This is a genomic window from Pseudoduganella ginsengisoli, from assembly GCF_009720865.1.
GTDB classification, from domain to species: Bacteria; Pseudomonadota; Gammaproteobacteria; order Burkholderiales; family Burkholderiaceae_D; genus Rugamonas; species Rugamonas ginsengisoli.
This window is the reverse complement of record NZ_WNLA01000009.1, coordinates 128,321-149,883: the sequence shown is the minus strand read 5'-3', so window position 1 is coordinate 149,883 and position 21,563 is coordinate 128,321. Positions and strand designations below refer to the sequence as shown.

Genomic DNA, 21,563 nt, shown 5'->3' with positions numbered 1-21,563 from the left:
TTAACGGGCCAGCCGGATTCCCATCAATTGCCACCTCGCGTGCGCGGGGAAGAAATTGCGGTAGCTGGCGCGCGCGTGGCCTTCGGGCGTGGCGGACGATGAACCCCGCAACACATACTGGTTCACCATGAACTTGCCGTTGTATTCGCCAATCGCCCCCGGCGCCGGCTTAAAACCCGGATATGGCGCATAGCTGCTGGACGTCCACTGCCAGCAGGCGCCGAACAGTTGCCGCAAACCCGGTAAGGCTGCCGCCGATTCCCACTCGGCTTCCGTCGGCAGGCGCGCACCGCACCAATGCGCATACGCATCGGCTTCATACAGCGACACGTGCATCACCGGCGCGTCCAGGTCCAGCGGCCGGCGGCCATGCAGCGTAAATTCCGTCCACCGGCCATCGGCTTCGCGCCGCCAATACAATGGATGCGCCCAGCCTTCGCTGCGCACGCGGTCCCACCCTTCGGCCAGCCACAGCGCAGGATCGGCATAGCCTCCGGCCTCGATAAACGCCAGATATTCGCCATTGGTCACCAGCCGCGACGCCAGCTCATAGGGCGCCAGGTACGTGCGGTGGCGCGGCAATTCGTTGTCAAAGCAAAAGCCGCCGCCCGCATAGCCGATTTCCGCCACGCCGCCGTTAAATGGCAGCCACTCCAGCGTTCCCGCCGCATCCGAAGGCAAAGGCGCCGTGTCCGCATAGGCAGGCTGCATCGGGTTTTGCGCCAGCAAATGCTTGACGTCCGTGACGATCAATTCCTGGTGCTGCTGTTCGTGCTGCAGTCCCAGCGTCACGAGGCTTTGCAGTTCCGTACTGGGCCGGGCCAGCAAGCGCGCCATGCGCGCATCGACGCCGGCGCGGTAGGCGCGCACTTCAGCCATGGACGGCCGCGTCAGCAAGCCCCGCTGCGGGCGCGGGTGCTTGTCGCCGATACCGTTGTAATACGAATTGAACAGCACGCGGAACGCAGGATGAAACGGCTGAAAATCCGCTTCAAAACGCTCGAGAATAAACGTCTCGAAGAACCATGTCGTATGCGCCAAATGCCATTTCACGGGGCTGGCGTCGGGCATCGATTGCGCACCGCAATCTTCATCCGACAAAGGCTGCGCCAGCGCCAGCGACTGGCCGCGCACGGCGGCATAGCGTTCCGGCAAATTCATGCCAGCCCCATCGCGCGCGCATGCACGACAGCGAACCAGCCGGCATCGTCGGTCCACGTGCGCGTCGCGGCAAATCCCGCGTCCCGCAGCAATTCCACAAAGGTACGGGGCGTGTATTTATAACTGTCTTCCGTATGGATGCGTTCACCGCGGGCAAAGTGCCGTTCGCCCTGGGGCCACGTCACCACCAGCGCTTCGCGCGCTTCCAGGTGCATTTCAATCCGGCTCTCTTCCGCATTGAAGAAAGCGCGGTGCTGCCACTGCGTGACGTCGAAGTCCGAGCCGATCAAATGGTTCACATGGCGCAGCATGTTCAAATTGAACGCTGCCGTGACGCCGATCGCATCGTCATACGCCGCGTCGAGCGTGGCGCTGTCTTTCACCAGGTCCACGCCGATCAGCAGGCTGCATTCGCCGGCGCCGCTGGCACGCAGGCGGCGCAGGAAGGCCACCGCTTCATGCGGCGCAAAGTTGCCGATCGATGAACCGGGATAAAAGAAGACGCGGCCCTGTTGCCGCACCGTGTCGGGCAAGGCAAACGCGCTGGAAAAATCCAGCGCCAGCGCTGTCATTTCAATGGCGGGGAAGCGCTGTTGCAGGCGCAGCACGGCATCATTGAGGAAATCGCGGGAAATATCGATGGGCACGTACTGGGCCGGCTGCAGCAAAGGGAACAGGCTGGCCGCCTTGGCGCAATTGCCCGCCCCCAAGTCGATCAGCGTGCTGCCCGCCCCTACGGCACGGGCAATATCGGCGCCATGCCGTTCAAAAATGGCGGCTTCCGTGCGGGTCGGATAATACTCGGGCAATTCGCAGATGGCTTCAAACAGCCGGGAACCGAGGCTGTCATACAAATATTTGGGCGATGTATAAGCGCGCCGGGCCAGCAATCCCGCACTGATTTCTTCGATGGCGGCGGCGCTGCCATGGGCAATGGCCTCGGGCCGGCTGGTAACATCTGGCGGAATCACGCGGATCGCCGCAGTACGGGACATATGCATAGTCTGCTCTTCGTGACGTTGATGGGCGCCACCGGCGGGCCTCTGCCGATGCATGGTTTTGATATCATAGCTGAATATAAAAATGACGTAGCCGTATATGCAACATTCGTGCGGCGCCCCTCCCCCAGCCATCTTAGGAATCCTGAATGAAAATTTCCGCCCTGCGTACTGTCCAGTCGCTGTTTGCCGCCTCCCTGCTGTTTGCCGCCGCCCAGGCGCCTGCCCAGCAAGTGTTGCGCGTGTCCGCGATCCCTGATGAAAAGCCGACCGAATTGCAGCGCAAGTTCAAGCCGCTGGGCGAATACCTGGAAAAGAAACTGGCCATGAAAGTGGAATTCACGCCAGTGACCGATTACGCGGCGTCCGTGGAGGGCCTCGTGGCAGGCAAGCTGGATATGGTGTGGTTCGGCGGCTTCACGTTCGTGCAAGCGAAAGAACGCAGCAAAGGCCAGGTCGTGCCGCTGGTGCAGCGCGCGGAAGATGAAAAATTCCGTTCCGTGTTCATTACCACGCACAAGGAAATCACCAGGCTGGAAGACTTGAAAGGCCGTACCTTGTCGTTCGGTTCGGAAAGCTCCACGTCCGGCCACCTGATGCCGCGCTCGTTCCTGCTGGGCGCGAAAATCAATCCGGATACGGATTTGAAGCGCGTCGCCTTCTCCGGCGCGCATGACGCCACCGTGGCGGCAGTGGCCGGCGGTAAAGTCGATGCGGGTGCACTGAACATCTCCGTGTGGGAAAAGCAGGTTGAAGAGAAAAAAGTCGACCCGAACGTCGTGCGCGTGTTCTACACGACGCCGGGCTATTACGATTACAACTGGACCGTGCGCGCCGACATGCCGGCTGCCCTGAAAAAGAAGATTACGGACGCCTTCCTGGCGCTGGATGCGAAAAACCCGCAAGACAAGGAAATCCTGGACTTGCAGCGCGCCTCGAAATTCGTGCCGACCAAAATCGAAAACTATGGCGCGATTGAAGCGGCGGCCATCAATGCCGGCTTGTTGAAGAAGTAAGATGCCTGAAGCTGTCTATGATTTGCGTGGCTTGACGGTGCGGCATTTGGCCGCGGGCCACGCGCTGGCGCTGGAAAACGTCGACTTGCGCATTGCGGCCGGCGAACAGGTGGCCGTCATCGGCCCGTCCGGCGCCGGCAAGACCACGCTGCTTGCGACTTTGGCGTGCACGCACCGCCCCGAAACCGGCGCGTTCACGGCCTTGGGCGCCGATCCGTGGTCGCTGGACAACCGCGCCCGCCACAAGCTGCGCGCACGCCTGTTCCTCGCACCGCAAACGCCGCCGCTGCCGCCGCGCCAGCGCGTGGTGACCGCCGTGCTGGCGGCGCGCCTGCCGCAGTGGAATTTTTGGCAGGCGGCCGTATCGCTGTTCAAGCCTGCGGATCCGGAAGCCGCATTCCGCGCCCTGTCCCGTTTCAACCTGGGCGACAAGCTGTATAGCCGCGTGGACCGCCTGTCGGGCGGCGAACGGCAGCGCTGCGCATTGGCGCGCATGCTGCTGTCCGATGCGCAGGCGCTGCTGGCCGATGAACCCTTGTCCGCATTGGATCCCGCGCTGTCGCAGCTGACCTTGGCCACGCTGCAGCAAGAGGCGGCCAGCCGCAACGCGGCGCTGGTATGCAGCCTGCACCAGGTGGAACTGGCGCTGGCGCACTTCCCCCGCATCGTCGCGCTGAAACACGGGCGCATTGCATTTGACCTGCCGCGCGAACAAGTCACGGACGCCATGATTGCCGAACTGTATCTGGGCGAACTGCCGCCTGCGAATTCCCCGCTTGCGCACGAAGCCCCTGCCACCCTGTCGGGCGGCGCCTGCCTGTAACTGCATGAAGCTGTTGAATATTCCCGCCGTTCCCTATAGCGAACGCCATCCCGATCCCGCCTTGCGGGGGCGGATGCTGGCAATTGGCGCTGTGATCCTGGCCATGTGGCCCATGCTGGTGGCCAGCGAATTCAAGCCGTGGACCTTGCTCGATGCGCAAAGCCTGCAAGCCACGTGGCAATTCCTCGCCGCGTTTTTCCCGCCCGCGCATGATGGCGAGTTCCTTGCCATGGTGGCGCGCGAAACGTGGAAGACCGTGGCCATTGCCACGGCCGGCCTGTCGCTGGCGCTGCTGGGCGCGATTCCCGCCACCTTGCTGGTGACGGAACGCCTGTCGATTTCCAGCCTGGGCACGGGCCGCATGGCGCCGCTGGCGTCGCTGGTGCGGCAAACCGTGCGCTGGCTGCTGGTGTTGCTGCGCTCCGTGCCGGAACTGGTGTGGGCGCTGCTGTTCGTGCGCATCGTGGGACTGGGGCCGACTGCCGGCGTGCTGGCCATCGCCCTCACTTACTGCGGCATGCTGGGCAAGGTGTATGCGGAAATCCTGGAATCGTCGGAAACCCATGCGGCCGATACCTTGCTGGCCAATGGCGCGGGGCGGCTGCAGGCGCTGCTGTATGGCGCGCTGCCGGATGCGGCGTCGGAACTGGTGTCGTACACCGTGTACCGGTGGGAATGCGCGATCCGGGGTTCTGCCGTGATGGGCTTTGTCGGTGCAGGTGGCCTTGGACAGCGCATGGAAGAATCGCTTAAGAATATGGTTGGTGGCGAAGTCTGCACAATGTTGCTGGTATTTGTACTGTTGGTCGCTGCAGCCGATCTAGTGTCGAAATGGCTGCGCAGGAGGCTTGCATGAGCGACATGCCCGCTGCTCCCACACGCAATTTGCTAGGCTGGATTTTGGCGCTGCTATTGGCCATCCTGTGCGCTGCCAGCTTTTATTCACTGGACTTGAAATGGGTAGAATTTACCCGGCCGGATTCTCTGCGTACAACCTTTGAATTATTGGGCGGATTCGCGCCACCAGAATTAGGCATGCCGTTCCTGCGACGAACTGCCAATGCTGCTCTGGAAACACTGGCAATGTCGGCTGTTGGAACTTTATTGGCAGTGGCGGCAGGGCTGTTGCTGGCCATGCCTGCATCGGGCCGGCTTGGCGGATTGGGCATACCACGCGCAATTGTGCGCACAATACTCAACGTGCTGCGCTCGATCCCAGAATTGGTATGGGCCTACATCATGCTGATCGCAGCGGGCCTCGGCCCCTTTGCCGGCACGCTGGCGCTGGCCGCCCACACAGCCGGCGTCCTGGGCCGCCTGTTTGCCGACGCGCTGGAAAACGCCCCGCTGCACGCGGAACACAGCCTGCGCACCAATGGCGCCCCTGCCCTGGCGGCCTTCTTGTATGCGACACTGCCACAAACCTTGCCGCAAATGCTGTCGTACACGCTGTACCGGTGGGAAAACAATATCCGCGCTGCCGCGGTGTTGGGCGTGGTGGGCGCCGGTGGCCTGGGACAAATGCTGAAATATCACTTATCGTTATTCCAGATGCAGCCCGCCGCCACCGTCATCCTTGCCATGCTGGCGCTGGTGGCGCTGGTGGATGCAGCCAGTTTTGCCACGCGGCGCTGGCTAACCAGTTAAGGAAGAAAATGCTCGTATTGCGTAACCTGTCCAAAACCTACACACCGGGCCACCCGGTGCTGGCCAATTTGAACTGGGAATTCAAGGCGGGCGAATTTGTCGCCATCATGGGCGAATCCGGCGTCGGCAAATCCACGTTGCTGAACCTGATCGCGGGGCTGGACCAGCCCGACACCACCAGCACGCCGCCGGTCATGCTCGATGGCGTCGCCATGACGGCACTGGACGACGATGCCGCCACGCGCTTGCGGCGGCAAAAAATGGGCTTTATTTTCCAGGCATTCCACGTGCTGCCGCACCTGACGCTGCACCAGAACGTGGCCCTGCCGCTGCTGTTGAACGGCATGAGCCGCGAGCGCGCCAATGAAATGCTCGACGCCGTCGGTTTGCGGGGCCGCGCCGACGATTATCCGCACCAGCTGTCCGGCGGCCAGTTGCAGCGGGTCGCCATTGCCCGCGCGCTGGTGCACCGGCCCGGTTTGGTGCTGGCCGATGAACCCACCGGCAACCTCGATCCAGAGACGGCGCACAGCATTCTGATGTTGTTACGCAACGAAATTAAGGCCAGTGGCGCCTGCACCATCATGGTCACCCACTCGCACGCCGCAGCGGAAATGGCTGACCTCACTCTGATACTGACAAAGTCCGGCCTACAAGTGGCAAAATCCGTCAATCCTATTGCACAAGAAAAACAATAATTTTTTTGTTAAAACGTTCCATTTATTTTTCGTTGCAGTATGATACATACAACTTGCTTGGTTATTAATAGCAGAGTCGATCCGCCACGTTGTTGAAAACGCCATCATGGCGGTAAAGACACAAGCCAGGGACGCCGACCTATCCACGTTATTGACTAAGGAGGAAAAAATGAGCGTGCGGCAAAAGAAGCTGGAATTGATCGAGGCCATGAATCGAGCCAGAGCCTTGGAGCCATCCAGTTTTGTACCCAACAAGTTGCTCGATACGCTGATTGAAAAGATGAATCTGAAAAACGACGCGGAGCTATGCCGCGTGCTGGAAGTTCAGCCTCCGATCATCAGTAAGATCCGGCACCGGAAACTCGCTGTCGGTGCCACGATCCTGCTGCGCATGCATGAAAAATCGGATATCAGTATCCGTGAATTGAAAGACTTGTCATCCGCATCGATGCACTGAGTCGTGCGCCAGCAATTATCGGCGCCGGGACAAACCGGCGCCTGAAACAGCCCAAACCCCGCTGTTCACCTTTTCCTCGCCCTGATCCCTGCCGAAACGCCTTCCAGACCGCTTCCAGCGGGATGAAGGCGCGCGTACCTGCCTAGCCAAATACCGGCGCCGCCAGCTGCGGCGCAATGATGCGGTCCCACGCCAGCGCGCATGCCCCCGTGGCGCCAGGCAGGCAAAACACCAGCGTCTTGTTCGCGTAGCCGGCCAGCGCACGCTGGTTGACCAGCGACGTTCCCACTTCCGCAAAAAACAAGTTGTGCAGCAGGCTGCCGAAGCCGCGCACTTCCTGCTCGATCAATCCCGCCGCCGCATCACATACCGTGTTACGGCGGGCAAATCCGGCGCCGCCCGCGCCCAGGATCACCTGGATGCCCGGATCGGCGATGCATTCGGCCAGCACGCGGCGCACGCTGTCCGCGTCGTCGTCCACGCAATCGCGGCGCACCAGTTCATGGCCGGCGGCCTGGGCCCGCGCAGCCAGCAGCTCGCCCACGCCATCGCGCGCCCCGTGGCTTGCCGCCACGCTGAGGACTGCGCAGCGCAGCCTCAGTGCTTCCATCATGCCCACGCCAGCCTCCCGTCAAGCAACGCCGTAATGTTTCGCATAGCGCGCATCCAGGTTCGCCAACGGCATCAGCAAGAACAGGTCGGCGCTTTCGAAATCAGGATCCCATGCCGGTTCGCCGCAAATCCATGCGCCGGAACGCATATACCCTTTCAGCAGCGCAGGCACTTGCGGGCTTTGCGCCGGGTCCAGCTTCGTGTACGGGAATGGCAAATGCGGCGTGACGCGGTATTCCGCGGGCGCCAGGTGGCTTTGCACCAGCTTGTGATAGACCGCCACCGCATTATGGCCGCCGTCGGCCAGGCTGATGCTGGCGCAGCCAGCCAGGAAATCGCACCGTTCGCGGCGCATGTATTCCGCCAGGCCGGACCACAGCAGCATGATGACGCTGCCGCCACGGTAGTCGGGGTGGATGCACGCGCGGCCCGCTTCCACGATGCGCGAGCGGATCACGTTCAGGCGCGACAAGTCGAACTCGCCCTCCGAATACATGCGGCCCAGCTTGTGGGCGCGCGCTGCGCTCAGCAGGCGGTACGTGCCGACCACTTCCAGCGAACTGCTGTCGCGGACGATCAAGTGATCGCAGTGGCCGTCGAATTCGTCGCTATCGAGGCCGTCATCGCGCTTCAGTGCGGCCAGGCCCATGGTCTCAATGAACACCTTGTAGCGCAGGCGCTGCACTTCGCGCAACTCGTCAGGCGTACTGGCCATGCTGAGCACCAGCTTGCCCGGGGCGCGCGAGACGGTTTGCGTCTGTGCTGGCGCATGTGCTTGCGTGTCTAACTGCGGTTGCCGTTGCATGCTTGTTCCTTGTTGGTTGAGACAAGGCAAGCGTAGCGAGCGATTGCTTCAAGAAAATGACAAACCAATGTCATTTTGATTACATGGCAACGCGGCCGGTTCCCGCTGAACCGCACGGGAACCGGCGCCGGACCATCAACCCTTCTTGGGACGGCCGGTTTTCAATTGCGGCAGCGACGCCAGCACGGCTTTCAGCGCCGCCATATCCAGCTTGCTGATCAGCGACACGCCTACGCGCAGCAATTCGCTTTTCTTGATTTCAAACCCGGCTTTCAGCGCGGCTTTTTTCACGGCGCCCAATTGTGCGTATTCATCTTCCGGCATCGTGAAGCTGTCGCGCACGAGTTTTTCCTTGGCGGCTTTGACAGGTGCGTCAACAGGCTTGGCAGCCTTGGCTGGCTTAGCGGCTTTGGGCGCTTTGGCGGGCTTGGCTTCTGCCTTCGGCGCCGCTGCCTTCGGGGCGGCTTTCGGCTCGGCCTTGGCGGCAGCTTTGGCCTTCACGGCCTTGGCGGAAGGCGCCTTCGCTGCCCCAGCGGCTGCTGCGGCGGCTTTGGCTGCCGGTGCAGGCTTGGCAGCAGCCTTGGCCGGCTTGGCTTCGGCAGCCTTGGCTGGCTTGGCGGTTTTCACTGCCTTGGCAGCTTTCGCCGGCTCCGCCTTGGCTTGCGCAACTTTCGCGGCTTTGGCTGGTTTGGCGGACGCGCGCGAAGCCGGCTTCGCGGCTTTCGCCGGCGCTTCCGCGGCAGGAGTTTTAACGGTTTCTTCAGGTGTTGCCGCTGCCGCGGTGGCTTCGCCGGTAACAGGCTTGTTCATGCTGGACTCCGAAAAGTTTTGAATAATATAAACAGTATATACGATTCCTCAGCAATCAACCTGCCCGTGAATTTAATTCATGTCAATCCTTGTCGCTGTCGGCAAACTCCTCGGCAATCCTGGCAAACTCCCCTTCGATTTCCAGGAACGCATCCAGGATATCCGGATCAAAGTGCTTGCCCCGTCCATCTTTCATGACCGCCACCGCATCCGCATGGCTGAATGGCGGCTTGTACACGCGCCGGGAAATCAGCGCGTCATACACGTCGGCCACTGCCATCAGGCGCGCCGACAACGGAATGGCTTCACCCTCCAGCTGGTCCGGATAGCCGGAACCATCCCATTTTTCCTGGTGCGAGTGGGCAATTTCACGCGCATATGTGAGGAAGCTATTGCTGCCGCCCACGTATTGTTCGACCTGGCGGATCGTGTCGCGGCCGAATTCCGCATGCCGCTTCATGATTTCAAACTCATCCTTATCCAGCTTGCCCGGCTTCAGCAAAATGTGGTCGGGAATGCCGACCTTGCCGATGTCATGCAGCGGTGCGGATTTGTACAGCAGCACGATATTTTCATCCGTCAATTCGGCAGCAAAACGGGGATGTTTCTGTAAATGCCTGGCCAGCGCCGCGATGTAATTTTGCGTGCGGCGGATATGGTTGCCCGTCTCGCAGTCGCGCGTTTCCGCCATCGTCGCCATCGCCATGATGGTGGCATCCTGCATCAGCGACAGTTGCCCCGTGCGTTCCTGCACCAGCGATTCCAGGTTGCGGTTTTCCGTTTTCAACTGTGTGCGCGCATTTTTCAGCGACAAATGCGTGGCCACGCGGGCAAATAAAATCGGTGGACTGATCGGCTTGGTCAGGTAATCGACCGCCCCCACGCGCAAGCCCATGGCTTCATCTTCCGCCTGGCTTTTCGCCGTCAGGAAAATCACGGGCACATCCGCCGTGGCCGGATCCGACTTTAAGCGGCGGCACGTTTCATAGCCATCGAGGTCGGGCATCATCACATCCAGCAGCACCAGGTCAACGCCGCCGCCCGCGACGATTTGCAGCGCCGTTGCGCCATTGGTGGCGACTTTCGTGTTGTACTTTTCCTTGAGCAAGCTGGACAGCAAAGTAATGTTGTCCGGCGTATCGTCGACGATCAAAATCGTTTGCCGGGGACCGTGGCTGCTGTTTCGTAAGGTCATGATGGCTAAGTCTCCTGTACGGCGGCCAGCAAACGGCTGGCCGCTTCAAATTCATAATTGTTCATATGCGCCGCCAGCCGCTCCAGGTCGGCCGATGGCAGCAGCGCGGCCAGCTGTGCACGCACGCTGTCGAAATAATCGGTACTGTCGCCGGAATACTCGGCCAGCAGCGAACGCAGCTGCGCCAGCGCTTCGGCCGGGGCCACGCCTGCGTCCATGCTGTCCGCCGGCGGCGGGGCCTGGTCGAAATGGCGGTCCAGCGCGGCCACCACGCCGGCCAGCGCGGTTGCCAGTTCCGCCAAGGGCGCGAACGGCATGGCCACCGGCGCCGCCTGTTCCTTCCCAAGCCCCGCGCCGCCGTGGTATGCCATGCGGTCCAGCGCCAGTTCCAATGCCTGCGCGGCCCGTTCCACTACCGTTGCGCCAACGCCGCCCGCCACGCCGCGCAACGTATGGGCCATGCGGCTTGCCTGGGCCACGCCGCCCTGCGCCAGTACCGCATCGATGCCGCCTGCCACGCCACGCTGCGCGAGGCGGAAGCGGTCCAGCAATTGCACGTATAATTCCCGGTTGCCCGCCACGTGCCGCAAGCCGCGCTCACTGTCGATGCCGTCGATTTGCAGCGCCGCGTCGCCATACGACGTGGCGCGCAGCATGGCCGTGCGGGGCATTTCCCGGCCCGGCTGCGGCAGCTTGGCGTGCACCAGCCAGCGCGACAGCATCGCATACAGGCGTTCGGGCTCGATCGGCTTGGAAATATAGTCTTGCATGCCTTCAGCCAGGCAGCGTTCGCGGATGTCCGGCAGCGCATGCGCCGTCATGGCAATCACGGGCAGCGCATCAAAGTCGCTGTCCAGGCGCAGCAGCCGGGTCGCTTGGTGGCCATCCATGACGGGCATTTCCAGGTCCATCAGCACCATGCTGTAGGCGCCCGGGCCGGCCTGCTGCAAGCGTTCCAGCGCCACCTGGCCGTTTTCCGCCACGTCCACGCAAATCCCCAAGGTTGCCATCAATTCCGCGGCGATTTCCTGGTTGACGGAATTGTCTTCCACCAGCAGCACGCGGGCGGCAAAGCGCTGGCCCGGCATCGCTTCATCGGCGGTGCGCAGGCTGCCCGCGATCGATCTCTGCGGCGACACCAGCGACACCAGCGTGTCCACCAGCGCCGATTGCCCGATCGGCTTGAACAGGAAGCCTGTGATCCCGGCGCTATCGGCGCCGCGCTGCACTTCTTCGCGGCCAAAGGCCGTGACCAGCACGATGGCAGGACGGGCCGACAAGGCGCCGTCTTCCTTGACTTTTTTCGCCAGCGCGATGCCATCCATGCCCGGCATTTGCCAGTCCGTCAGCACGATGCGGTACGGGTCGCCCGCCGCATCGGCCTGTGTAATGGCGGCCAGCGCCTGCGTGCCGCTGGTGGCCGTCTCGACACGCACCGGCAGTGGCTGCAGCGATTCCGTCAAAATATCCAGCGCCATCTGGCTGTCATCGACCAGCAGCAGGCGGGCGCCATTGAGCGCTTCCGGCATCACGGGCGCATGCTCCGGCAAGCCGGACAGCGCAAATTCCAGGTCGAACTGGAACGTGGAACCCTGGTCGGGCGCGCTGTCCACGCGGATCAAGCCGCCCATCAATTGCACCAGGCGCTGCGAAATCGACAGGCCCAGGCCCGTGCCGCCATATTGGCGCGACGTCGATCCATTGGCCTGGCTGAACGCGCGGAACAGCCGCGCCACCTGGTCTTCATTCATGCCGATACCGGTATCGCGCACGGCAAAGCGCAGCATGACTTTGCCAGGATTGCGGTCCGGCAGGCGCGTGCACGCCAGTTCCAGCTCGCCGCTTGGCGTGAATTTCACGGCATTGTTGACGAGGTTGATCAGCACCTGCCCCAGCCGCAGCGGGTCGCCCACCAGGTGGCGGGGAATCGACGGCGGCACGTGGAACAGGTATTCCAGCTGTTTATCGGCTGCGCGCTGGCTGGTCACGCTGGCGACATTGGCCAGCACGTCATCAAGGAAAAACGGCACGTGTTCCACGTCGAGGCGGCCCGCCTCGATCTTGGAAAAGTCCAGGATGTCATTGATGATGCCCAGCAGCGACAGGGCCGCGCGGTGGATCTTGCTGACGTAATCCTGCTGCTTCGGCGTCAAGCCAGTGCGCAGCGCCAGGTATGCCATGCCGATGATGGCGCTCATCGGCGTGCGGATTTCATGGCTCATATTGGCCAGGAATTCGGATTTCGCGATATTGGCCGCTTCCGCCATCACGTTCGCCTGCACCAGCTTTTGTTCCCGTTCGCGCCGCTCGCTGATATCGCGGATAAAGCCGCAAAATTCATACGTTTCCTGCTCATCCAGCCGGATGCGGGTAATCGCCAGGTCGATGGGGAATTCACGCCCATCCTTGTGCAGCGCATGCAATTCCACGCGGCGGTCCAGCACCGCGCCCTTGCCGGTGGCGATATAGCGCTGCATGCCTTTGCGGTGGTCATGGCGGTAGCGCTGCGGAATAATCGTCGATTCCAGCGGCAAGCCCAGCGCCTCTTCCCTGTTCCACCCGAAGATGCTTTCCGCCTGGCTGTTCCAGCCCACGATGCGCCCATGCATGTCCATCCGCACCACGGCGTCGAGCGCCGTATCGACTATGGCTTGCAGTTTTTTCTGGCTGTCGCGCGCCACTTGCGCCGATTGCGTGACTTCCGCCGTGCGCTCGATGATTTTGCGCTCCAAGTCGCTGTTCAACTCGCGCAATTCAAACTCCACCTGGCGCAAGCGCGTCAGCGTATCGCGGAAGCTGTACACGGCGTCGGACAGCTTGCCTACCTGGTCGGAGCGGCCCTTGCCCGACAATTCAATATCGACTTCGCCCCGCGTGAGCTTTTCCAGCGCGTGCTGGATATCGGCAAACGGGCGGATCACCTTGCGGCCCACGAGGAAAATCGACACGACGATGAACAGCGCCAGCACCAGGTTGGCGACGATCGTGTGGCTGATCTGGCTGCGCAGCTGGCGGTCCACGTCATGGCGGGAAAACGCCAGTTCCAGCGTGCCGACCGGATAAGTGCGGCGGCCATCCTGGTAGCGGATTTCGCGCTGCACCTTTACCGTCATCAAAGGATCGGCATTTTCCACCGCATAGCTGGCCAGTTCTTCGCCGGACGGCGAATGCACGCTCAGCATCATGACTTCCGGCGTGGCCTGCATGGCGTCCACCGCGCTGGATACGGCGGCGGTATTAATGTCGAACAGGGGCCGCGCCAGCGCCTGGGCCAGCACGGTGGCCAGGCGCTCGGCCCGCTCCTTTAATTGCTGTTCCGCTTCCGCGCGCAGGGTGCGCGCCGCGTACGTCGTGTAGACCACGGAAGACAGCGCCACGGCCAGGAAAATACCGGCCGCCAGGCGCAGCAAGATGTCTTCGCGCCATGCCTGCAGCCATCCCCGGCGCGGAGCTGCCATCAGTGCTCCTCGCCCAGGGCGGCGCGTTCAGCCTTTTTATAGGCCGGACTGTTGCGCGCCTGTTCCATCGCAGCCCAGATGCGCTGCGCCAGTTCCGGACGCTTGGCCACCATGCCGTGCGACAGGATCAGGAAATACGGTTTTTCAATCAGCGGCACGGGCAGCATTTCCAGTTGCGCGCCCAGCGGACCGTGCATGACATTGTTGGCGTCGGAGCCGCCCAGTGCGGCGGCGGCCAGGCGGCCGGCAATGAGCTTGCGCGCCAGTTCATCGGCGCGCTGGCTGCCTTCGTCGGTTTCCACTGCGAGTTTTTTCAACACTTCGCCAACGGAATAGCCCAGCTGGAAGCCCACCGGGCCATCGACATTGCGCAGGGTTTTGCCATCCCATTCCACCTTGCTGCCTTTGCGGCGCAACAGCATATAGCTGTCGATGTGCATGCGCTTGCTGTTATCGATGGCCGCGCCGCCGGGGTACACGCCCAATTCACGCCGGTCCGCCTTGTAGCTGACGGCAAACGCGCCGTCATAGGCATTGGCCTGCAATTGCTGCAGGCAGCGCTTCCATGGCACGCTCTGGAAATCAAACTGGATATTAAGACGCTGCGCCACCATTTTCAGCAGCTCGAAATTCAAGCCATCACCCTGCTGCGTGCGCCAGGGTTTGACGTCCTGCCGCTCAAAACACAGGGTCACGGTTTCCTGTGCGGCCGCCGTGGCGGGAAACACCCATGCCGCAACGGCCAGCGCTGCGGCAACAGCACGCAATGGGGCGCGGTAACGGCTCATGGGGCATTTCTCCAATGTCTTACAAGTTTCTTATTGTAATCAAATTTACAATGAGTTGTTTAACAATGGAATTATTTTTAACAGCCAGTGCTGGTTAAGCGGTGCCCTTGATGCTGAAATCCACACCCACGTCATCCCACTGCTCTTGCTCTTTCTCCATCCAGTAAGACGCCGTCGGGTGATCCGCGACCCACGCGCGCTTGATTTCCAGCTCGATGCGGTTTTTCATCCGCAATTTGAGTTCCTTGAAATCCGGCTCGATACGCGAATGCATGAACAGGATGGCCAGGCGCAGCGCCACGACAGCTTTCGCGAAATCGCTGTCCGTCAGCGCATCGCTGATTTTGCGTAAATTGCCCTTTTGCGCGAGGATCAGGCGCGCCATGTTTTTTTGTTCGCGCGTGGTAAAGCCCGGCAAGTCGGCGTTTTCCACCATATAGCTGGCGTGCTTGTGGTAGCCAGTCTGCGACACCACCATCCCCACTTCGTGCAGCAGAGCGCTCCACACCAGCAAGCGCTGGTACGCGTCCGTCGCCGGCTTCATTTGCGCATACAGCGCACCCGCATATTCCGCCACGCGGCCGGCGCGGGCTTCATCGACGTGGAATTTTTGCAGGAAGGCGCGCACCGACTGTTCGCGGCGGTCACGCTTGGTGGAACGCAGGTACTGGTCCCACATGACGCCCACGCGCAAGCCCGCCTCGATCGGTTGCAGGCTGTCGATACCCAGTTCGTGGAACAGCGCAATCAGCACAGCCAGGCCGCCAATGATGGTGCCGGCACGGTCCGGACGCAGGCCCGGCATGTCGATTTTCGACGTGTGGCCCAGTTCGATAAAACGGCGCCTCAGCGCATCGAGTGTGGCGGCGGTCACGCCTGAGCCCAATTTGTTCTTGTCAATGATTTCCGCAATGGCGCGGATGGTGCCGGACGAACCGTAGCAGCGTGTCCAGTATTGCGGGTGGTATGGCGGCGCGCCATCTTCAAAGTGGCTGCGCGCCGACAGGATGGCGGCGTCAAACGATGGCGCATCGACCCTGCCACCAATAAAGAATGACAGGCTTTGCTTGACGCTGCCAATGGAAAACGATTCGACGCGCTCGATGTCGGCCCCGCGGCCCAGGATCAATTCCGTGGAACCGCCGCCAATGTCGATGACGAGGCGGCGCTCGCCCGGCAAGTTCAGCGCATTGCACACGCCCATATAAATCAGGCGGCCTTCCTCTTCACCGGAAATGATTTCAATCGGGTAGCCCAGCGCCTGTTCGGCAGCGGGCAGGAAGGCGGCGGAATTTTTTGCCAGCCGCAACGTGGACGTGGCCACCACGCGGATGGCTTCCAGCTGATAGCCGGCCAGCACCGTGCGGAAATTGGCCAGGCAGGACAACGCGGCCTGCTGCGCCGCTTCCGTCAAATTGCCGGAAGCGTCCAAGCCGGCGGCCAGGCGGATCGGTTCGCGCGCCGTCTTCAATACGCGGATAGCGTCGCCGTCATGCTTGCCGATGGCAAGACGGAAACTGTTGGAGCCCAGGTCAACTGCTGCGTACATGCCTTCCTCTTCTTCGGATTCCCGGATTCCATTCATACTATTTATACGATTATACGGAAACCCGGTAAGTTACGCGGCCTTTATGACGAGATAATGACATCTCCGTGTTCGATTTCCGCGAAGGTCGCGTCCGGCGCTTCCGCCACGCGGTTGCTGCCCGCCAGCATGGCGGACTGCAGCGCGCCATCGGCGCGCTTGAACAAGGTGACAGTGCTGTCATCGGCGCGGATCACCGTCACACCCATGCTGACCGTGACAGTGATGATGGCTTTGTCAGCCCGCAGCTGCATGGCTTCGACGGCGGCGCGGATGCGCTCGGCCACCATCACGGCGCCGGCCTGCTCCGTGCGGGGCAGCAGCAGCGCGAATTCCGGGCCGCCCAGACGGCCGATCTGGTCGCTGTCGCGCAGTTGTTTTTTGCACACATCGACCAGCGCTTTCAGCACCAGGTCGCCGGTAGCGTGGCCATAACTGTCATTGACGCGCTTGAACTGGTCGAGGCTGACGATGATCAGCGACGTTCCCTGGCCGGGACGGCGGGCCAGCGCCATCCATGGCGCCAGTGCCTGGTAAAAGCCGCGCCGGTTCGGCACATCCGTCAATGCATCGACCACTTCCAGCCGCGCCAGTTCCGCCTGCAGTTTTTCGCGCGACAGCAACAGGTAGCCAAACGCATTGGTCAGCATCATCAGGTACAGCGCGCCAAATCCCACGCCTTGCAGCACCGTGGCCGAAACCCACGACCACCCGTCAGGCATGGCGGCGGCCAGCACGCCGCGTCCCGCCACCAGCAGCGACAGCGCCGCCATCGTCACCACCAGGTAGCGGCGCAGCATGGTGCCATGGCGCCATACCAGCGCCAGCGCAAACACGCCGGCCAGGAAAAAGCCCGCGACAATGAGGAAACCGGCCGCCGCGCGCACGCCGGCTTCGACGTCCAGCACATGGCAAGCAAGGTAAATAAAGGAGGCCGCCGCCAGCGACGGCAACAGCATTTTGCGCCAGCCGGAGCGGCCGGCCGCTTCCCACAGGGCGCCCGCGTCGAGCGCCATGCCGGTAAACAGCAGCACATTGGCGAGCGGGCCGGTCAACAGGTCCGGCAACACGCCGCGGAAATACAACAGGAACCAGGCGCCGGCTTGCGCCTGCTTGGCGACCGCCCACGCCGACAGGCTGAGCGATTTCTTGTTTTCGTATTCAAAGAAAAACAGCGCCGCGCACAGGCTTAAATTGCCCAGCGCAAGCGCCAATACCAGGGTTTTGATATCCATGTAAAGACTGCGGCGGCAGCGCGGGACGCTGCCTGTGCCTTAGATCTCGTGTTCGACGTTGGTGCTGCCGTCGCCAATTTTGCTGGCCCATGCCTTGCTGAAGAATTCTTTTTCGTCTTCCGTGGGCGTATCGTGCCAGAACACGATCAGGGTCCCCTTGTGGTCATGGAGCTGCGAGACTTTTTCAATGAACCCGCTCTTGCCCGCCAGGTCGGCCAGCGCCGCCACATAGCCATAGACGCGGCCAAGGCGTTCGATGCGGTCCGGCTCCGTGAAGCTGTTGGTGGCGGTAATTGTCGGATGGTCTAAAAACATGGTCTACTCTCTCCACTGTGGCCGCTGCCTATGTTGGCAATGTACCGATAAATATTGTGCATGTAAACGATAGGGCGCGATGGGGGCGGATGCCCGCATCCGCTTCCGGAGCCTGCGGCAGCTTAACAGAACTTCATAGTTGCCAACAAGCCAGCCTTTCACTTTACTGTATGCCTGCCGACACCGACCTGCACACTGACCCGAAGCCCCCGCTGGTGCGCACGCGGGGACGGATACGCACGCTGGAATTCACCCCCGGTGAAATCCAGAGTGAAATGCACCTGGACGCGCCGCATCGCATCACGCTCGACTATGTGCGGGCCATGCTGTGCTTTGTGCTGTTCCAGCCCCGTCCCGCCCACATCGTCATGATCGGGCTGGGCGGCGGCTCGCTGGCCAAGTTTTGCCACCGGTATTTGCCGCACAGCCGCATCACTGTGGTGGAATTGCGCGCCGACGTGATTGCGCTGCGCAACCAGTTTGCCGTGCCGCCGGACAGCGAGCGTTTCCAGGTGGTGCACGGCGATGGCGCGGCGTTGATCGCCACCATGGCCCGTACCATAGACGTGCTGTTGATCGATGGCTTCGACCGCGACGGCTTGCCGGAAGCGCTGTGCAGCGAACAGTTTTACCGCGATTGCCGGCGCGCGCTGCGCCACGGCGGCGTGCTGGCCGCCAACGTCTTCAGCTATGATCCCAAATATCCCATGGCGCTGTCCCGCTTGCAGCACAGTTTCCAGCGCAATGTGTGCTCGCTGCATGGCATCGCCGGTAACAACCGCATCCTGTTTGCCGTGAAAGCCACGGAAGGCGGCCCGCCCACGCCATCGCTGCGCATGCTGGCGCGCATCCGGCGCATCAAAGGCCGGGGCATCGCGTGGGCCATGGCGCACCGGCTGCTGGCGCACTGGCTGGTGCTGCGCACGAAATGGCTGGCCGGGCAATGATTATCGGGCTTGCGAAATAGTCACTATTGTTGCCGTACTGAATTATTTTTTTCCGAACGCCAACACTTTTTCTTTGTTCTGTGACACACTAATGGTGGCCCTACCCCCGCCGAGTCTTAACGTGTACAGGATAACAATGATCAACCGCCGCCAATTCAAGCTCACCGCAGCGGCGGCCTATACCCTCGGAGCTGGACTCAGTATCACTGCCGTGCTGTTTGGCGCCGTCGGTGCACTGGAGTCCAGCAAAATGCAGCTGGCGTTCGAACAGCACGCCGACCAGCGCACGGCCGCCATCCAGAGCGGCTTGAATGACGCGGCCGAAGTGCTGGCGGTGACGAACCAGCTGTTTGTCGCCAACCCGCAAGTGTCGCGCAGCCAGTTCCAGACCTTTACCGCGCCGCTGCTGCTGCGCTACCCGTTTATCCAGGCATTCAATTACCACCGCTTGCTGGAAGATACGGCCCGCACGGATTTTGAAGCGCAAATGCAGCGCGAATTCCCTGGCTATGCGATCCGGGAAATCGCCGATGGCGCAGCGGTGACCGCGCCGCGCAAGGCGCGCTACAGCGTGGTCGATTTCCTGGAGCCGATGGCCGGCAATGAACCGGCATTCGGCCTCGATGCCGGCTACCGCCCGGAAATCCGCCAGGCCATGGAAGAAATCCTGCGCACCGGCAAAGCAGCGTCCACCGGCTTGCTGCCGCTGGCGCAGGCGGCCGGCCAGGGCTTGATCATGATGATGCCGGTCTATAAACCCGGCATGCCGGTCGCGGATTATGGCCAGCGCCAAGCCGCGTGGCAGGGCGATACGTCGCTGGTGATCCGCGCCACCACGCTGGTGAGCAAAATTTTGCAGGCCGACGGCTTGCTGGACGACGATGACGCGCTGCTGCAAGTGCGCGTGGCGGGCGGCCTGGTATTCAGCCACGGCGAAGCGCCGCAGGCGGCCGACGCCACGCCGGTGCGCTGGCTGTCGTGGCAGCAGCGCAGCGATTACCTCAAACACTTCACGGTGCTGGGCAAAGAGTGGGAAGTGCGCATCAGCGCCCTGCCCCGCCCGTTCCTGGCCGACCATATCGGATCGATTTCCACACTGGTGGGCGGCATCTTGTCGTCGCTGCTGATGGCCGCGTTCGTGCAATCGCTGGTGCTGCGCTCGCGCCGCGTGCAAATGCTGGTGGACGCCCGCACGGCGGAACTGCGGCTGTCGAATGAACGCTTGAACGCCGACGTGCTGGCCCGCAAACGCACGGAACGCGCGCTGCTGGACAGTGAACAGCGCTTCCGCCGCCTGTTGGCCCTGTCATCCGACTGGTATTGGGAACAGGATGCGAACCTGCGTTTCACCAGCATCACCGGCGGCTTCTATGAAAAAGGCTTGCTGCGTCCAGAACGCTTTATCGGCAAGACCCGCTGGGACGCGACGCCGGGCATGGCGGCCACGCGCTGGGGCCGCGACCACATCGCACGGCTGGAAGCACGCTTGCCGTTCTCGCATTTTGAATATGCGATTGAGGGCGACGATGGCGTGCTGCGCTGGTACAGCACTAGCGGCGAACCCGTGTATGACGCCAAGGGCGACTTCAAGGGGTATCGCGGCACGGGCGCGGAAATCACGGAACGCAAGCTGTCGGAGCAGCGCATCAGCCACATCGCGCACCATGACGCATTGACGGGCTTGCCGAACCGCATGCTGTTGCAAGACCGGCTGGCGCAAGCCATTGCCCACGCCAACCGCAGCGGCCACCATATGTGGGTACTGTTGATCGACCTGGACCGCTTCAAATTCGTCAACGACAGCCTGGGCCACAAGGCTGGCGATATCTTGCTGAAGACGGTGGCGCAGCGCCTGTCGGGCAGCGTGCGCGAAAGCGACACGGTGGCGCGCCTGTCCGGCGATGAATTTGTCGCCATCCTCAGTGAAACGTCCGATGCGCTGCTGACGCCGGACGTCGTGCAGCGCGTGATGAATGCAGTGGCGCAGCCCGTCATGCTGGAAGGGAAAGAATTCCTTGTCACGTGCAGTATCGGTGTGGCCGCGTATGACGGCAGCGTGGGCGATGAAGCGCAGCACTTGATTGAACATGCGGACATCGCCATGTATGCGGCGAAAAAGAGCGGGCGCAACGGTTTCCGCTTTTACCTGCCCTGCATGAACGAAGAAGCGCTGGAACGGCTGCGCATTGAAAACGCACTGCGCCAGGCGCTGGCCCGCAGTGAATTCATGCTGCACTACCAGCCGCAAGTGGATTTGGGCGATGGCGCCATCACGGGCGTGGAAGCGCTGCTGCGCTGGCAGCATCCGGAAATGGGTGTCGTGGCGCCGGACCGCTTTATCGGGCTGGCGGAGGAAACCGGCTTGATCGTGCCGATCGGCATGTGGGCTTTGCAATCCGCGTGCGCGCAGGGCAAGGCGTGGAATGACTGGCGCGCGGCGCACGGCCAGCCGCCGCTGCGCATGGCTGTCAACTTGTCGGCGCGCCAGTTCACGCAGCCGGACCTGGTGGCCAAAGTGGCGGAAGTACTGGAAGAAACCGGTTTGCCGCCGGCATGCCTGGAACTGGAATTGACGGAATCCGTGTTCATGAACGACGTCACGCAAGCGGCCAATTTGCTGCGCGATTTGAAAGCGCTGGGCGTGACGTTGTCGATTGACGACTTCGGCACCGGCTATTCCAGCCTGTCGTATTTGCGCCGCTTCCCGATTGACGTGCTGAAAATCGACCGCTCCTTCGTCAACGATATTGCTGTCGATGAAGATGATGAAGCCATTGTTGTATCGATCATCGCCCTGGCGCACAATTTGAAATTACGCGTTGTGGCGGAAGGGGTAGAATCGCGGGAGCAGCTGGAATACTTGCGCCGGCATGACTGCGACCAGATTCAAGGCTATTATTTCAGCCGTCCCGTCGCTCCGCTGCAATTCGAGCAAATGCTGCGTGAAAACAAGCATCTGGGCTGGGCTGAACTGGCGCCATTGGCGTGGGTGGAGGCTGGCACGGCTGCATAA

Annotated in this window: 19 protein-coding genes; 8 read left to right on the top strand and 11 right to left on the bottom strand. The window is 61.9% G+C overall.

Annotated features, from left to right (window positions below; all coding sequences use genetic code 11):
• Entirely contained in the window at positions 1-1,161 is a 1,161-nt protein-coding gene (egtB, locus tag GM668_RS15110) for an ergothioneine biosynthesis protein EgtB (protein WP_155439787.1), read from the bottom strand.
• Positions 1,158-2,162 carry an L-histidine N(alpha)-methyltransferase gene (egtD, locus tag GM668_RS15105; protein WP_155439786.1) on the bottom strand — a complete coding sequence of 335 codons (1,005 nt, stop codon included), beginning with the start codon at positions 2,160-2,162 and terminating at the stop codon, positions 1,158-1,160. Before egtD ends, egtB begins: the two co-directional genes overlap by 4 nt.
• Before the next feature lie 146 nt (positions 2,163-2,308).
• Between egtD and GM668_RS15100 the strand changes: the two genes are divergently transcribed.
• The 6 genes from GM668_RS15100 to GM668_RS15075 all read left to right on the top strand — a co-directional run bounded on the left by GM668_RS15100 (position 2,309) and on the right by GM668_RS15075 (position 6,800).
• A complete protein-coding gene (locus tag GM668_RS15100) occupies positions 2,309-3,175 on the top strand; it encodes a putative selenate ABC transporter substrate-binding protein (RefSeq protein ID WP_155439785.1) in 867 nt (288 codons plus the stop codon).
• Position 3,176: 1 nt separating this feature from the next.
• Positions 3,177-3,998 (top strand): phosphonate ABC transporter ATP-binding protein, encoded by an 822-nt coding sequence (locus GM668_RS15095; protein WP_155439784.1) that lies wholly within the window; start codon positions 3,177-3,179, stop codon positions 3,996-3,998.
• Positions 3,999-4,002: 4 nt separating this feature from the next.
• On the top strand, positions 4,003-4,854 hold the full coding sequence (locus GM668_RS15090) for a PhnE/PtxC family ABC transporter permease (RefSeq protein ID WP_155439783.1): 852 nt from the start codon (positions 4,003-4,005) through the stop codon (positions 4,852-4,854).
• Positions 4,851-5,645 carry a phosphonate ABC transporter, permease protein PhnE gene (gene phnE / locus GM668_RS15085; protein ID WP_155439782.1) on the top strand — a complete coding sequence of 265 codons (795 nt, stop codon included), beginning with the start codon at positions 4,851-4,853 and terminating at the stop codon, positions 5,643-5,645. The genes GM668_RS15090 and phnE overlap by 4 nt, the downstream gene beginning before the upstream one ends.
• Before the next feature lie 8 nt (positions 5,646-5,653).
• Positions 5,654-6,343 carry an ABC transporter ATP-binding protein gene (locus GM668_RS15080; protein WP_155439781.1) on the top strand — a complete coding sequence of 230 codons (690 nt, stop codon included), beginning with the start codon at positions 5,654-5,656 and terminating at the stop codon, positions 6,341-6,343.
• A gap of 169 nt (positions 6,344-6,512) precedes the next feature.
• A complete protein-coding gene (locus GM668_RS15075) occupies positions 6,513-6,800 on the top strand; it encodes a hypothetical protein (protein ID WP_155439780.1) in 288 nt (95 codons plus the stop codon).
• A gap of 142 nt (positions 6,801-6,942) precedes the next feature.
• On the opposite strand, the gene GM668_RS15070 is transcribed toward GM668_RS15075, so the two are convergent.
• The 9 genes from GM668_RS15070 to GM668_RS15030 all read right to left on the bottom strand — a co-directional run bounded on the left by GM668_RS15070 (position 6,943) and on the right by GM668_RS15030 (position 17,603).
• Positions 6,943-7,413 carry a molybdopterin-binding protein gene (locus tag GM668_RS15070; protein ID WP_155439779.1) on the bottom strand — a complete coding sequence of 157 codons (471 nt, stop codon included), beginning with the start codon at positions 7,411-7,413 and terminating at the stop codon, positions 6,943-6,945.
• 18 nt (positions 7,414-7,431) lie between these two features.
• A complete protein-coding gene (locus GM668_RS15065; protein ID WP_155439778.1) occupies positions 7,432-8,217 on the bottom strand; it encodes a GNAT family N-acetyltransferase in 786 nt (261 codons plus the stop codon).
• Positions 8,218-8,352: 135 nt separating this feature from the next.
• Entirely contained in the window at positions 8,353-9,027 is a 675-nt protein-coding gene (locus GM668_RS15060; RefSeq protein ID WP_155439777.1) for a hypothetical protein, read from the bottom strand.
• Between the two features lie 82 nt (positions 9,028-9,109).
• Positions 9,110-10,222 carry a response regulator gene (locus GM668_RS15055; protein WP_155439776.1) on the bottom strand — a complete coding sequence of 371 codons (1,113 nt, stop codon included), beginning with the start codon at positions 10,220-10,222 and terminating at the stop codon, positions 9,110-9,112.
• Between the two features lie 5 nt (positions 10,223-10,227).
• Positions 10,228-13,680 carry a response regulator gene (locus GM668_RS15050; protein WP_155439775.1) on the bottom strand — a complete coding sequence of 1,151 codons (3,453 nt, stop codon included), beginning with the start codon at positions 13,678-13,680 and terminating at the stop codon, positions 10,228-10,230.
• Positions 13,680-14,468: a substrate-binding periplasmic protein gene (locus GM668_RS15045; RefSeq protein WP_155439774.1), complete on the bottom strand. Its 789-nt coding sequence runs from the start codon at positions 14,466-14,468 to the stop codon at positions 13,680-13,682. Before GM668_RS15045 ends, GM668_RS15050 begins: the two co-directional genes overlap by 1 nt.
• Before the next feature lie 94 nt (positions 14,469-14,562).
• Entirely contained in the window at positions 14,563-16,017 is a 1,455-nt protein-coding gene (locus tag GM668_RS15040; RefSeq protein ID WP_155439773.1) for a Ppx/GppA phosphatase family protein, read from the bottom strand.
• An 80-nt stretch (positions 16,018-16,097) separates the two neighbouring features.
• On the bottom strand, positions 16,098-17,288 hold the full coding sequence (locus GM668_RS15035) for a GGDEF domain-containing protein (protein WP_155439772.1): 1,191 nt from the start codon (positions 17,286-17,288) through the stop codon (positions 16,098-16,100).
• A 39-nt stretch (positions 17,289-17,327) separates the two neighbouring features.
• The gene (locus GM668_RS15030; protein WP_155439771.1) at positions 17,328-17,603 is read right to left on the bottom strand and encodes a hypothetical protein; all 276 of its coding nucleotides are present in this window, start codon (positions 17,601-17,603) and stop codon (positions 17,328-17,330) included.
• 170 nt (positions 17,604-17,773) lie between these two features.
• On the opposite strand from GM668_RS15030, the gene GM668_RS15025 reads away from it, so the two are divergent.
• A complete protein-coding gene (locus GM668_RS15025) occupies positions 17,774-18,550 on the top strand; it encodes a spermine/spermidine synthase domain-containing protein (RefSeq protein WP_155439770.1) in 777 nt (258 codons plus the stop codon).
• Positions 18,551-18,686: 136 nt separating this feature from the next.
• Positions 18,687-21,563 (top strand): bifunctional diguanylate cyclase/phosphodiesterase, encoded by a 2,877-nt coding sequence (locus GM668_RS15020; protein ID WP_155439769.1) that lies wholly within the window; start codon positions 18,687-18,689, stop codon positions 21,561-21,563.